At 64.4% G+C, this 12,424-nt stretch carries 11 protein-coding genes; 2 read left to right on the top strand and 9 right to left on the bottom strand.

The window, feature by feature from the left end; translation table 11 throughout:
• Position 1: 1 nt before the first annotated feature.
• The 3 genes from NCR39_RS04165 to NCR39_RS04155 form a co-directional block, all read right to left on the bottom strand.
• Positions 2-1,981: a DNA topoisomerase IV subunit B gene (locus NCR39_RS04165; RefSeq protein ID WP_250450878.1), complete on the bottom strand. Its 1,980-nt coding sequence runs from the start codon at positions 1,979-1,981 to the stop codon at positions 2-4.
• A 270-nt stretch (positions 1,982-2,251) separates the two neighbouring features.
• Complete coding sequence (locus NCR39_RS04160) at positions 2,252-4,186, bottom strand: ATP-binding cassette domain-containing protein (protein WP_250450877.1); 1,935 nt, start codon at positions 4,184-4,186, stop codon at positions 2,252-2,254.
• Between the two features lie 168 nt (positions 4,187-4,354).
• The gene (locus NCR39_RS04155; RefSeq protein WP_250450876.1) at positions 4,355-4,765 is read right to left on the bottom strand and encodes a DUF4399 domain-containing protein; all 411 of its coding nucleotides are present in this window, start codon (positions 4,763-4,765) and stop codon (positions 4,355-4,357) included.
• Positions 4,766-4,955: 190 nt separating this feature from the next.
• Here NCR39_RS04155 and NCR39_RS04150 point away from each other — a divergent pair, with 190 nt between their 5' ends.
• Positions 4,956-5,138 (top strand): rubredoxin, encoded by a 183-nt coding sequence (locus NCR39_RS04150; RefSeq protein ID WP_035961154.1) that lies wholly within the window; start codon positions 4,956-4,958, stop codon positions 5,136-5,138.
• A gap of 50 nt (positions 5,139-5,188) precedes the next feature.
• Here the strand turns inward: NCR39_RS04150 and NCR39_RS04145 are convergent, their stop codons facing one another.
• From NCR39_RS04145 to NCR39_RS04135, 3 genes are all read right to left on the bottom strand, one after another.
• Positions 5,189-5,935, bottom strand: a complete 747-nt coding sequence (locus NCR39_RS04145) for a class I SAM-dependent methyltransferase (RefSeq protein WP_250450874.1) — start codon at positions 5,933-5,935, stop codon at positions 5,189-5,191.
• Positions 5,932-6,735, bottom strand: a complete 804-nt coding sequence (locus NCR39_RS04140; RefSeq protein WP_250450872.1) for a bestrophin-like domain — start codon at positions 6,733-6,735, stop codon at positions 5,932-5,934. The genes NCR39_RS04145 and NCR39_RS04140 overlap by 4 nt, the downstream gene beginning before the upstream one ends.
• Before the next feature lie 92 nt (positions 6,736-6,827).
• The gene (locus NCR39_RS04135; RefSeq protein WP_250451463.1) at positions 6,828-7,061 is read right to left on the bottom strand and encodes a Crp/Fnr family transcriptional regulator; all 234 of its coding nucleotides are present in this window, start codon (positions 7,059-7,061) and stop codon (positions 6,828-6,830) included.
• Positions 7,062-7,080: 19 nt separating this feature from the next.
• On the opposite strand from NCR39_RS04135, the gene NCR39_RS04130 reads away from it, so the two are divergent.
• Positions 7,081-7,626, top strand: coding sequence for a sterol desaturase family protein (locus NCR39_RS04130; protein ID WP_350029651.1), 546 nt, complete (start codon positions 7,081-7,083; stop codon positions 7,624-7,626).
• Positions 7,627-7,676: 50 nt separating this feature from the next.
• Here NCR39_RS04130 and NCR39_RS04125 read toward each other — a convergent pair whose 3' ends face one another.
• The 3 genes from NCR39_RS04125 to NCR39_RS04115 form a co-directional block, all read right to left on the bottom strand.
• Complete coding sequence (locus NCR39_RS04125; protein WP_250451461.1) at positions 7,677-9,305, bottom strand: electron transfer flavoprotein-ubiquinone oxidoreductase; 1,629 nt, start codon at positions 9,303-9,305, stop codon at positions 7,677-7,679.
• 515 nt (positions 9,306-9,820) lie between these two features.
• Positions 9,821-10,657, bottom strand: a complete 837-nt coding sequence (locus NCR39_RS04120; RefSeq protein ID WP_250450870.1) for an enoyl-CoA hydratase/isomerase family protein — start codon at positions 10,655-10,657, stop codon at positions 9,821-9,823.
• Positions 10,658-10,717: 60 nt separating this feature from the next.
• Positions 10,718-12,274, bottom strand: a complete 1,557-nt coding sequence (locus NCR39_RS04115) for an acyl-CoA synthetase (protein ID WP_250450869.1) — start codon at positions 12,272-12,274, stop codon at positions 10,718-10,720.
• Between the last annotated feature and the right edge of the window lie 150 nt (positions 12,275-12,424).

Raw genomic sequence — 12,424 nt, 5'->3', positions numbered from 1 at the left:
GTCAGATGTCCGCTTCGACTTCGTTGCCCTTCTCTTCGAGCCAGCTTCGGCGCGATGCCGCTTCGCCCTTGCCCATCAGCATCGTCATGCGCGAGACGGTCAGATCGAAGCCGAGATCGCCCAGGCCCACCGGCATCAGGCGGCGCGTGTCCGGGTTCATCGTCGTGTCCCAAAGCTGTTCCGCGCTCATTTCGCCGAGGCCCTTGAAGCGGCTGATGCTCCATTGCGTGTCGCGCACGCCGTCCTTGCGCAGTTTGTCGAGGATCGCTTCGAGTTCGCCTTCGTCGAGCGCGTAGAGCTTCTGCGCGGGTTTCTTGCCGCGCGCGGGGGCATCGACGCGAAAGAGCGGCGGACGCGCGACGCACACGTGACCGCGTTCGATCAGTTGCGGGAAATGCTTGAAGAAGAGCGTGAGCAGCAGCACTTGAATGTGCGCGCCGTCGACGTCCGCGTCCGACAGAATGCAGATCTTGCCGTAACGCAGATTCGACAGGTCGATCTGATCGTCGGGACCGTGCGGATCCACGCCGATCGCCACCGCGATGTCATGCACTTCGTTGTTCGCGAAGAGGCGGTCGCGCTCCGTTTCCCACGTGTTCAGCACCTTCCCGCGCAACGGCAGAATGGCTTGAAACTCCTTGTCGCGGCCCATTTTGGCGGAGCCGCCCGCCGAATCGCCCTCGACGAGGAAGAGTTCGTTGCGCGAAATGTCCGTCGATTCGCAGTCCGTCAGCTTGCCCGGCAGCACCGCCACGCCCGAACTCTTGCGCTTCTCGACCTTCTGGCCGGCACGCGTGCGCGCCTGCGCCTGACGGATCACGAGTTCCGCGAGTTTCTTGCCGTACTCGACATGCTGATTCAGCCACAACTCCAGCGCCGGCCGCGAGAACGACGACACGAGCTTCACGGCATCGCGGCTATTGAGGCGTTCCTTGATCTGCCCTTGAAACTGCGGATCGAGCACCTTCGCTGACAGCACGAACGACACGCGCGCGAACACGTCTTCCGCGAGGAGCTTGACGCCCTTCGGCTGCAGATTGTGAATCTCGACGAAGTTCTTCACCGCCTGAAAGAGACCGTCGCGCAGGCCGGATTCATGCGTGCCGCCCGCGGGCGTCGGAATGAGATTCACATAGGATTCACGCAAGAGCGGCCCTTCCTCGCTCCACGCGACGACCCACGACGCGCCCTCGCCTTCCGCGAACGTTTCCTCGGTATTCTTCGAGCTTTCGGCGTAGCGCTCGCCTTCGAAGAGCGGAATCAGCAAATCGCTGCCGCCCATGCCTTCGAGCAGATAACCGCGCAGACCGTCTTCGTACTTCCACGTCTGACGCTCGCCGGTCTTTTCGATGACGAGCACCACTTCGACGCCCGGCAGCAGCACGGCCTTCGAGCGCAAGAGACGCTGGAGTTCGCCGAGCGGCAGATTGGGGGAATCGAAATATTTGGGATTCGGCCAGGCGCGCACGCGCGTGCCGCTTTTCTTCGCGCCGCGCTCGGCGCTGCGCGTCGTGAGTTCTTCGATGACGTCGCCGTTGGCGAACGCGAGTTGCGCGACCTTGTTGTCGCGCCAGACCGTGACTTCGAGGCGCGTGGCGAGCGCGTTCGTCACCGATACGCCGACGCCGTGCAAGCCGCCCGAGAACGTGTACGCGCCGCCGGCGGCCTTGTCGAACTTGCCGCCCGCGTGCAGGCGCGTGAACACGATCTCGACGACCGGCACGCCTTCCTCGGGATGCAGGCCGAACGGAATGCCGCGGCCGTCGTCTTCGACCGACACCGAGTTGTCCGCATGCAGCGTGACGATGATCTGCTTGCCGTAGCCGCCGAGCGCTTCGTCGGAGGCGTTGTCGATCACTTCCTGGACGATATGCAGCGGATTCTCGGTGCGCGTGTACATGCCGGGCCGCTGCTTGACCGGCTCGAGCCCTTTCAGCACCTTGATCGATGCTTCGCTGTAACCGGCCGCCTTCGCGCTCATGGCGCGCTTCGTGGGGACTGCTTCGGCCGCACTGGATTTTTTCGTGGACATAGCTGAACGTTGATCCGGCAGCGGACGAACGCGCAAGAATGGCCATCGCGCGTGCGTCCGTGACGCCGGAAAATGCTTGATCGAATGCTCGAGAATTGCCTGACGAGGCTGGCATCAAGCGGACCTTGCCGCGTGCGCCCGCCCCGTCGCGCTAGGAGAATAGCGGTTTTCGCGAGCCGCGCCCATCTTGACGACGGCGCAAAAGCCGTGCAAGCGCCCTCAACTGCGCTTGGCTTCCAGTTCTTCCCAACGCTCCAGCGCCACCAGCAATTCCTCTTCGATCGCCGCGTGCCGCTCCGAAAGCCGCGCGCCTTCCTTCGCGTCCTTCGCGAAGATCGACCCGTCTTCGAGTTGCCCGCCGATGCGCTTCTGCTCCTCTTCCAGCTCCGCGATGCGCCCCGGCAGCGCCTCGAGTTCGCGTTGCTCCTTGAACGACAGCTTGACCGTGCGCTGCGCGTTGCGGCCCGCCGCGCTTTCCTTCGGCGCGTCTTCCTTCGGCGCTTCCTTCGCGCTTTGCTTGGCCGCTTCCTCGGCGATGCGGTCCGAACGTTCGCGCTGAATCTGCCAGTCGGAGAAGCCGCCGACATACTCGCGCCACTTGCCGCCGCCTTCGGCCGCGAACACGGAGGTCACGACGTTGTCGAGGAACGCGCGGTCGTGGCTCACGAGCAGCACGGTGCCGTCGTAGTCCGCGAGCAGTTCTTCGAGCAGTTCGAGCGTGGGAATGTCGAGGTCGTTGGTCGGTTCGTCGAGCACGAGCACGTTCGCCGGACGCGCGAAGAGCCGCGCGAGCAACAGGCGATTGCGTTCCCCGCCCGAGAGCGACCGTACCGGCGAGCGCGCGCGTTCCGGCGCGAACAGGAAGTCGCCGAGATAGCTCATCACGTGTTTCTTGACGCCGTTCACTTCGACCCATTCGCTGCCCGGACTGATGGTATCCGCGAGCGATTTGTCGAGATCGAGCTGCGCGCGCATCTGGTCGAAATACGCGGTCTGGATGTTCGTGCCGGTGCGAACGCGCCCTTCGTCTGGCTGCAGTTCGCCGAGGATCAGCTTGAGCAGCGTGGTCTTGCCCGCGCCGTTCGGACCGACGAGGCCGATCTTGTCGCCGCGCATGACGGTGGCCGTGAAGCGATCCACGATGGTCCGTTCGCCATAGCGCTTCGTCACGTCCGTCAGTTCCGCGACGATCTTGCCGGACTTTTCGCCCTGCCCCACGTCGAGCCTGACGTTGCCCTGCACGTTGCGGCGCTCCTGGCGCTCCTTGCGCATTTCCACGAGCCGCGCAATGCGTCCGACGCTGCGCGTGCGCCGCGCCTCCACGCCCTTGCGAATCCACACTTCTTCCTGCGCGAGCAGCTTGTCGAACTTGGCCTGTTCCACTTGCTCCACTTCGAGCTGCTGCGCCTTGCGAACCTGATACGCGCTGAAATTGCCGGGATAAGACAACAGCCGCCCGCGATCCAGTTCGACGATGCGCGTCGCCACGCGATCCAGGAACGCGCGATCGTGCGTGATGAACAGCAAGCCGGATCGCAAAGTGACGAGCAATTCCTCCAGCCAGCGGATGCCTTCGAAGTCGAGATGGTTGGTCGGCTCGTCGAGCAGCAGCACGTCCGGCTGCACGACCAGCGCCCGCCCCAGCGCGACGCGTTTTCTCATGCCGCCGGAGAGCGCGCCCGCGCGCGCGTCGCCGTCGAGGCCGATCTGCGCGAGCGTCGTCGCAACGCGCGTGCGCCAGTTCCACGCGTCGCGGGTATCGAGCGCGGACTGCAGCGTGTTCATGCGCGCGAGCAACGCGTCGTGCTCCGCGCCTTCGGGCGTGTCCGCGAGCCGATGCGCGACTTCGTCGTATTCGTCCAGCAGCGCGCGCGCCTCGGTCAGGCCGGAGGCGACGACATCGAACACGGATGCGTCCAGATCGAACTCGGGTTCCTGCGGCACGTAGACGGTGGTCAGCTCGCTCTGGCGCGTGACGAGGCCGTCGTCGGGCGCGGCCAGCCCCGCGACGATCTTCAGCAGCGACGACTTGCCCGCGCCGTTGCGGCCGATCAGCCCGACGCGCTCGCCCGCTTCGAGCGAGAAATCCGCGTGATCCAGCAATGCGACGTGGCCGAACGCGAGCTGTGCGTCCGAGATGGAATAAAGCGACATGGGGATGATTGCGAACGAACGGTGAACGATTCGCCAGCAATGGCGATACCGTGGAAGCGGTCATTGTACCGATGTATCCGCCGCGCCCGGGCGCGCCCGCATCGCGTTGGCCGAACGGACGAGGGGCAGCCGCCGCGAACCCAGGCGCGGCGGCATGCTGTCACGCGCCTACTTGACGTGCACCTTGATCGTCTGCGACATCTCCGGCCCGTACGAGCGATGCGCGCCGTCACCGAACTGCATCGTCAGCGTGTGATCGCCGGGGGGCAATTTGACGTCGGCTTCGGTCTGGCCCTTGCCGTAGTGCAGCGATGTATCGTTCGCGGGAATCACCGTGCCCTTGGGCAGCGGGCCGCTGTCGATTAGCAGATGATGATGCCCCGTGCCTTCGGTCATGGTGCCGGCGGGTTCGATCTTCATGCCGTCGACGCCGAATTTGACGTGGACGGGACTCGTGACCGTCGCGCCGTCCTTCGGCTCGACGAAATAGACGCGCGATTGCGCGTGAACCGCGCCCGAAAACGCGGCGAGCGCGAGGGCGCCCGAAAGCGCGGCGGCGGAAAGCGTGTTTTTGAACATCGTGTTCTCCTGGTCGAGGGCAGCCACAAACCGCCAGCCAGCATACACCCGGCTTTCCGCCGTGCGCATCGGGGTCGACGGTGGGTCGAGGGAGCGCGCGCGCCGATTCGGGTAAGATGCCGGGTCGCCGGATGCCGCGTCGGAGCGCCTTCGCGGACGGCATGTTTCCATTTCAGATCAAGAGTTTGTCGTGAGCGAAGTCATCGAATACAAAAGCTGGGTGTGCCTGATTTGCGGCTGGGTTTATAACGAACAAGACGGCCTGCCGAACGAAGGCATCGCGCCGGGCACGCGTTTCGCCGATATCCCCGCCGACTGGCGTTGCCCCGAATGCGACGTCGGCAAGGAAGATTTCGTCGTCGTCGAGTTCTGATGCCGTATTGACCCTCTGGCGCCGCGTGCGTCGCGGCGCTTTCGCCTTTCCTAGCGCGCCACCGCGATCAATTCGCGGCTCGTTTCATCCACCGGCGCGCGGTTCCAGTCCCCATACCAGTCGATCTGCGCGAATCCCGCCCGCGTCAGCAAACGCGCGAGTTCGTCCTGCGTGCGAAAGCGCAGTTCGCTCGGCGCTTGCAATGTTTCATCGCTTTCGGCGAAGCGATAGTGCGTCGTGAACGCGACGCGGCCCGTCGCGAGCGGATCCGGCGCTTCGTGCCGCTGCTGCCACGTTTCGACGATGCGTCCGTCGGCTGCGCGGATGCGCCGTAACGAGCGATCCGCCGTCCAGCCGTCCCACGCCCGCGCCGCCGGATTGCGGCTCTCGAACGCGATGCGCCCGCCCGGCCGCAACGCCCGCCGCGCGGCGACGAGCGTCGCGAGCAGCGAGGCGTCGTCGATAAAGATTTGCGCGACGTGGCCCGTCATCACGAGCAGATCCGCCGCGCCGACGAACGGCAGCGCGCTCGCATCGCCTTCGATCCACGTCACGCGATCGCCGCCCGGCCGCGCGCGCGCCACCCGCAGCATCTCCCGCGACGGATCGATGCCCGTCACGCGATAGCCTCGCTTCTCCAGTTCGCACGCGAGCAGTCCCGTGCCGCAGCCGAGATCGACGACATGCCCCGCCGATTCGGCCAGCGCCAGGTAAAACGCGGTATCGGGACCGGCGGGATTCAGGGCGTCGTAGAGCGCGACGAGGCGCGGATCGGAATAGAGAATCGGGGACGTCATCGGCTTTGATAACCGAGCGCTTCGCGCATCGGCTCGCTGTGAATCATGATGGGGCCGGAAAACGGCGTGTCGAGATCGAGGATGACGAGCACGGCGGACGCAATCGACAGCGCGCCGAGCATGATCGTCACGAGCGAAAGCGCGTTGCGCGGCGCGATCAGCCCGAAGCACAGAAAAATGATCAGCAGCCAGCCGACGAGAATGCGGTCGAACGGATACGAGATCGTTCCGTGCGCTTCCTCGATCAGCTTCCAGCGCAGCGCGATCAACTGGTCGAAGCGCGTGGCGCTGTCCTCGGCGAGCTTGCGATGATAGGCGTCCGCGGGTTCGAGCAGCCGAACCTGGCGCTGGCCGCGATCGAGCATCTCGCCGAGTCCGCGGTCCGCGAGTTTGCCGTTCGCGTGCGGCGTCGGCGGGATCTTCGGGTAGTAATCGCCCGGCGGCGGCGGCTCGGCGGGCCACGTGCTCGCGATCGCGGCGGCGGTGTAGGCGCGCAGCATCGCGCGGGTGCGGTCGAGTTCGGGGCCGTAGTCGCGCATCGTGTGATCCAGCTCGATGATGGCTGCGGCGTAGCTGCGCACGTCGTTGTCGGTGGTATCGAAAACCGTTTTCGCCGATGCCGTCAAAAGCCCGAGCACCAGCGCCGCGAACGTCACCAGCATGCCGACGAGCAACTGCACGAGTTGCACCGTCTCCTGCGCCTTGTGCTCTTCGGGCAGAAGCGGCCGCACGATCGCGCCGATGCCGGTGCTCGCGAGCAGCAGCACGAAGACGAGCACCGCGGACTGGATTTCGGTCATGGAGGCATGAGCCGTGAGGCGCGACGTGGGGTGGTCGCATTATCGCGGGAAAGCGGGCGGGCGTTCAATGTCGGCACGATCGCGACGTCGATTCAGACCGCCGCGCCGCTTTCCATCGCGCGACGCAGGCCGTCGAGATCGAGAACATCGATGACGCGGTAACGCGTGTCGATCAGGCGCGCTTCGCGCAATCGCCTCAACGCAGCCGCGACCGCCTCGCGCGTCACGCCGAGCGTCTCCGCGATATCCGTCTGCCGCACGGCAAGCGACTGCCCGCCGCCCCGCTCGATTCCCGCGACGAGAAACTGCGCGACGCGTTGCGGCACCGACAAGCGAAGCCTCAACGTGCTGATGGCCGGCCGCGAGAACGCGTTCTACTACTTCCTCGTTCCGGCGTTATGGATGGCGCCCGTGCTGATCTATCTCGGCGCGGGCACCGCGTCCGCCGTGGTGTTCGGGTTCAAGGGCGTGGTGACGCTGCTGCAGCACACGGGGTATCGATGGGATCTGTGGCTGCGTCGTTATCGTACCGGCCGGCTGCTGCTGAACGTCGCGGAGAAAGTGATCGTGCTTCAGGACTTTCATCACGTGCATCACGGCATCGGGCGATATGGCAATGCATCGTCCAATTACGGCAATATCCTTTCGATCTGGGATGTGCTGCACGGCACGGCTCACACGCAGCAACCGCGTCGGCAGGATGCCTACGGCGTGCCTGCGGGCATGCCCGTCGAATCCGGCATGGTGCAGTTGTTCTGGCCGCTTTTCAACGACAGGCGCGCAGATTCGAAGCAGGAAGTCGCGTTGACCCAAAGTTCCGATGACGAACTCGCCGCCGCTGACGCGGTGATCGTCACGGCCAATGGCATCGCCATTGCAGTGAGGCGTTGAATGAAAAGCGGCGTCGCCGGAAGTACCGGGCGACGCCGCTCGAACACGCGTCACATGTTCGGATAGTTCGGCCCGCCGCCGCCTTCCGGCGTCACCCAAACGATGTTCTGCGTCGGATCCTTGATGTCGCAGGTCTTGCAGTGCACGCAGTTCTGCGCGTTGATCTGAAGACGATCCTCGTCGCTATCGTCCTTCACGAACTCGTACACGCCCGCCGGACAAAAGCGGCTTTCCGGGCCCGCATACGCGCGCAGATTCACGTTCACGGGCACGGCCGCGTCCTTCAGCGTCAAATGCGCCGGCTGATTTTCCTCGTGATTCGTGTTCGAGATGAACACCGACGAGAGACGGTCGAATGTGAGCTTGCCGTCGGGCTTCGGATAGTCGATCGGCTTGCACTGCGACGCGGGCTTGAGCATCTCATGATCGCGGTGCCGATGATGCAGCGTCCACGGCACCGACCCGCCGAAGAGCTTCTGCTCGATGCCCACCATCAGCGTGCCGAGGTACAGGCCCTTGCTCATCCACTGCTTGAAGTTGCGCGCGCGGTGCAGTTCGTCGTGCAGCCACGACTTGCGGAACGCTTCGGGATAATCAGTTAATTCGTCATGCTTACGATTGCCTTGAACGGCATCGAAGGCCGCTTCCGCTGCCAGCATGCCGGTCTTGATCGCCGCGTGACTGCCCTTGATGCGCGATGCGTTCAAAAAGCCCGCGTTATCGCCCACGAGCGCGCCGCCCGGAAACACCAACTTCGGCAACGACATCAATCCGCCCGCCGTGATGGCGCGCGCGCCATACGACACGCGCTTGCCGCCTTCGAGGAACTTGCGGATTTCCGGATGCGTCTTGTAGCGCTGAAACTCCTCGAACGGCGACAGATACGGGTTCGTATAAGCGAGGCCCACCACGAAGCCGACCATCACCTGGTTATTGTCGGTGTGATACAGATACGAGCCGCCATAAGTATCCGATTCGAGCGGCCAGCCCGCCGTGTGAATCACGAGGCCCGGCTGATGCTTCGCCGGATCGATCTCCCACAATTCCTTGATGCCGATGCCATAGACCTGCGGATCCGAATCCTTGCTCAGGTGAAGCCGCTCGTTGAGTTGCCGCCCGAGATGCCCGCGACAGCCTTCGCAGAACAGCGTGTATTTCGCGTGCAATTCCATGCCGAGCTGGAAGTTCTCGGTCGGCTGTCCATCCTTGCCGATGCCCATGTTGCCGGTAGCCACGCCCTTCACCGAACCGTCGTCGTTGAAGAGAATCTCCGCTGCAGGGAAGCCCGGGAAAATTTCGACGCCCATCGCTTCGGCCACGGTTCCGAGCCAGCGCGTGACGTTCGCGAGGCTGATCACATAATTGCCGTGGTTCTTGAAGTTGTGGGGCAACATCCAGTTCGGCACCGCCTTCGCGCCGGTTTCCGACAGAAACAGGAAGCGGTCTTCGGTCACCGGCACGTTCAGCGGCGCGCCCTGCTCCTTCCAGTCGGGGATCAACTCGGTGAGCGCGCGCGGGTCCATGACCGCGCCCGAGAGAATATGCGCGCCGATTTCCGAGCCTTTTTCGAGCAGGCACACGCTGATGTCGGCACCTTTTTCTTCGGCGAGCTGCTTGAGGCGAATCGCCGCCGAGAGTCCGGCCGGACCGCCGCCGACGATCACCACGTCGTATTCCATCGAATCGCGCACGAGCGCGACGTCGTCTTGTTCAACAGTCGAGGTACTCACGAAGCCAAGCCTCCATGCCTGCCAGTATTTGATTTGCACAGCCGTGTCGGAAAGCGGCGCACTCACGCGACGCGCATCGCCGGCCGTCTGATATCCGGGGGAAAGACGCACCATGAACCGTCTTCATGCCGGAAGAACAACATCTCACGGACGCCCGATGGATGCGTCGTCTCCACGCGAACGTAACGCCACGCGCGTCGATGGCAATGACCGAACGCGGTCACCCGCGCATGCCGCTCGGGGCCTGTGCCAAGCCACTTTTCAACGAGAAAGCGCAACGATCTACCGGTGGTTTGCATCGTTCACTCCGATAACGTCTGCATTCAGCGCGATGCCTTCAGCGAGATATCCGGCATGGCTGATTCGTGTAGCTAACGTATCGCGTTGCGCTGCTTGCCCCACCCCCCGACGTGGGTGGAATGCACTTTCGCTGCCGATCCAGATGTGCGACGCGTCGAAAAAAATCACGACCCGCCGCTGCGCTCCCAATCGAAGCGCGCGGGCTCGCCTGCAAGAAACGCGGCCACTGCTTCGGCGTGCCACGGCGTCGTCGCGGCGAGGCCTTGCGCGCGGCATTCCATCTCGAGCGCGGCTTCGTACGACACGTCGAAGGACGAGTTGAGCATCCGCTTGGCGAGCGCAGTCGCTTCGCGCGGACCGGCGCTCAGGCGTCGGGCGAATCGCCGCGTCTCGTCGAGCAGCGATTCGGGCGCATGCACCGACTGCACGATGCGATGTCGCAACGCCTCTTCCACCGTCAGCCTGCGTGCCGTGAACGCCAGTTCTTTCGCGAGCGCCATGCCGACCGTTCGCGGCAACTCGTATAACGCGCCGAGGTCGGGAATCAGCCCGATGCGCGCGAACGACATGCAAAAGAACGCGCGCGTCGAAGCCAGCACGAAATCCGCCGCCAAGGCGAGCGAGAAGCCGGCTCCGGCGGCGGGACCATCGACCGCCGCGATCACGGGAATGGCGAGATGACGCAGCCTACGCAGCCATGTGTGCATGTCCTGAACGCGGCGGCTCATTGCGTCGGCGCTTCGGGTTGAGGGGTCCGCGTGTTCATGCAGCGCCTTGAGCGCCTTCAGGTCGCCGCCCGCGCAGAAACTGCCTCCTGATCCGGTGACGATCAACACGCGGATTTCGCGATCCTTCTCCACGATATCGAGCATGTCGGCATAGTCGAGCCGCAGCGCCTCGGAAAACGCGTTGCGGATATCCGGCCGCTGATGCGTGAATTCCGCGATGCCTTGCGTGATGACGAGTTGCGAATCGCGGAGCGGTATCAGCGAGGTGTCCATGAGCAAATCGCCATGCGTTGATCGGCGGCTATCGCGAGCGGCATAGAACGAAGAGGCTTGCTATTTCGCGTCGCGCGGCGCGTCGCTCCAATACGGTTCGCGCAGGTCCTTCTTCAGAATCTTGCCGGCGCCCGAGAGCGGCAGCGCGGTGCGGAACTCCACCGACTTCGGACACTTGTAGCCCGCGACGAACTCGCGGCAATGCTCGCGCAACGCGTCTTCGTCCAGTTGCGCGCCGGGCTTGAGCACGACGACGGCATGCACCGCCTCGCCCCAATGCTCGTGCGGCACGCCGATCACCGCGCACATGGCCACGGCCGGATGGCGCGCGATCACGTTCTCGATTTCCGCGGAATAGACGTTCTCGCCGCCGCTCACGATCATGTCCTTGATGCGATCGACGATGAACACATAACCCTGCTCGTCCATATAACCGCCGTCGCCGGTGCGGAGCCAGCCGTTGCGCATGGCGCGCGCCGTTTCCTCCGGCTTGTTCCAGTAGCCCGGCGTGATATTGGGTCCGCGCACGACGATCTCGCCGACCGTGCCGCGCGGCACTTCGCGTCCCTCGCCGTCCATGATGCGGATGGTCACGCCGATCCCGCCGCGCCCCACCGATCGCGACAGTCCGCTGCGACGCGCCGCCTCGCTGTGATTTTCGGGCGGGTTGCTGCACACGACGGGACATGTCTCGGTCAGCCCGTAGCTGTGCGAAAGCTCGATGCCCGGAAGCTGCGCGAGCAACTGCTCGACCATCTGGCCCGCGCTCGGCGACGCGCCGTAGTAGAGCCTGTGCAAGCTGCTCAAGTTGTAGCGGGAGATGTCGGGATGCGTGAGCAGCGCGTGAATCATCGTCGGCACGAGCACGGATTCGGTCACGCCTTCGCGTTCGATGGTCGCGAGCAATTCGGTCGCGTCGAACGATGGCACCAGCACGTGCGTGCCGCCCGCGAGGAACTGCGTGACGACGCGCCCCAGCCCGGCGATGTGAAATAGCGGCGCGACGTGCATCACGACGCTGTTGGGCGGCTGCGGCATTTCGGCGAGACGCGGCACGCAACCGGACCAAAGGTTCAGATGCGTCTGCATCACGCCTTTCGGAAAGCCCGTGGTGCCGCCGGTGTACATGATGCAGGCGAGATCGCCGCCGCCGCGCCAGGCATCGTCGATGGGCGATGTCGTGCCGATCAGCGTCTCGAACGACAGCATGCCATCCGGGGCCGCGCCGTCGCCGACGTAGATCAGCGTGGGCGGATGCTTCGCGCGCCTGCGGATGGCATCGACGTGATGCTGGAACGCTTCATCGACGAAGAGGATGCGCGTGTCGCAGTCGTCGAGCGAATAGACGATTTCCGGCACGCTCCAGCGCACGTTGATGGGATTGAGCACGCCGCCCGCCCACCACACGCCCAGCATGTACTCGACATACCGGTCCGAATTCGGCGCGAGCATGGCGACCCGGTCGCCAGGCGCCATGCCAAGGCCCACCAGCGCACCCGCGAGGCGCGCGACGCGATCGCTCAACTCGCCATAGCTGCGTCGGCGGCCGCGAAAGATGGTCGCCGTGCGTTGCGGATATTGCTGAAGCGCGCGATGAAGGCATTGGGTCAGGTACATCTGAATCGTCTCCGTTGGTGTTTTCCACGTCGGGACGCGCCGCCCTGAAATGGAAAGTATCGTCTGCGCCCATATTGCGCCCGCGATTCGAAAGCGCCGCCCCCTCGACTCAGGGGGCATCGAAACGAAGCATGCGCTTAAGTTCCGCTT

It is taken from the genome of Caballeronia sp. ATUFL_M2_KS44 (genome assembly GCF_023630965.1).
GTDB classification, from domain to species: Bacteria; Pseudomonadota; Gammaproteobacteria; order Burkholderiales; family Burkholderiaceae; genus Caballeronia; species Caballeronia concitans.
This window is presented reverse-complemented; position numbering and strand designations above follow the sequence as displayed.

Bases quoted from the DNA above. Each gene is read 5' to 3' on its own strand.
- NCR39_RS04165 (WP_250450878.1), bottom strand. From the start codon at position 1,981: ATGAGCGCGAAGGCGGCCGGTTACAGCGAAGCATCGATCAAGGTGCTG.
- NCR39_RS04160 (WP_250450877.1), bottom strand. From the start codon at position 4,186: ATGTCGCTTTATTCCATCTCGGACGCACAGCTCGCGTTCGGCCACGTC.
- NCR39_RS04155 (WP_250450876.1), bottom strand. From the start codon at position 4,765: ATGTTCAAAAACACGCTTTCCGCCGCCGCGCTTTCGGGCGCCCTCGCG.
- NCR39_RS04145 (WP_250450874.1), bottom strand. From the start codon at position 5,935: ATGACGTCCCCGATTCTCTATTCCGATCCGCGCCTCGTCGCGCTCTAC.
- NCR39_RS04140 (WP_250450872.1), bottom strand. From the start codon at position 6,735: ATGACCGAAATCCAGTCCGCGGTGCTCGTCTTCGTGCTGCTGCTCGCG.
- NCR39_RS04125 (WP_250451461.1), bottom strand. From the start codon at position 9,305: ATGGAATACGACGTGGTGATCGTCGGCGGCGGTCCGGCCGGACTCTCG.
- NCR39_RS04120 (WP_250450870.1), bottom strand. From the start codon at position 10,657: ATGGACACCTCGCTGATACCGCTCCGCGATTCGCAACTCGTCATCACG.
- NCR39_RS04115 (WP_250450869.1), bottom strand. From the start codon at position 12,274: ATGTACCTGACCCAATGCCTTCATCGCGCGCTTCAGCAATATCCGCAA.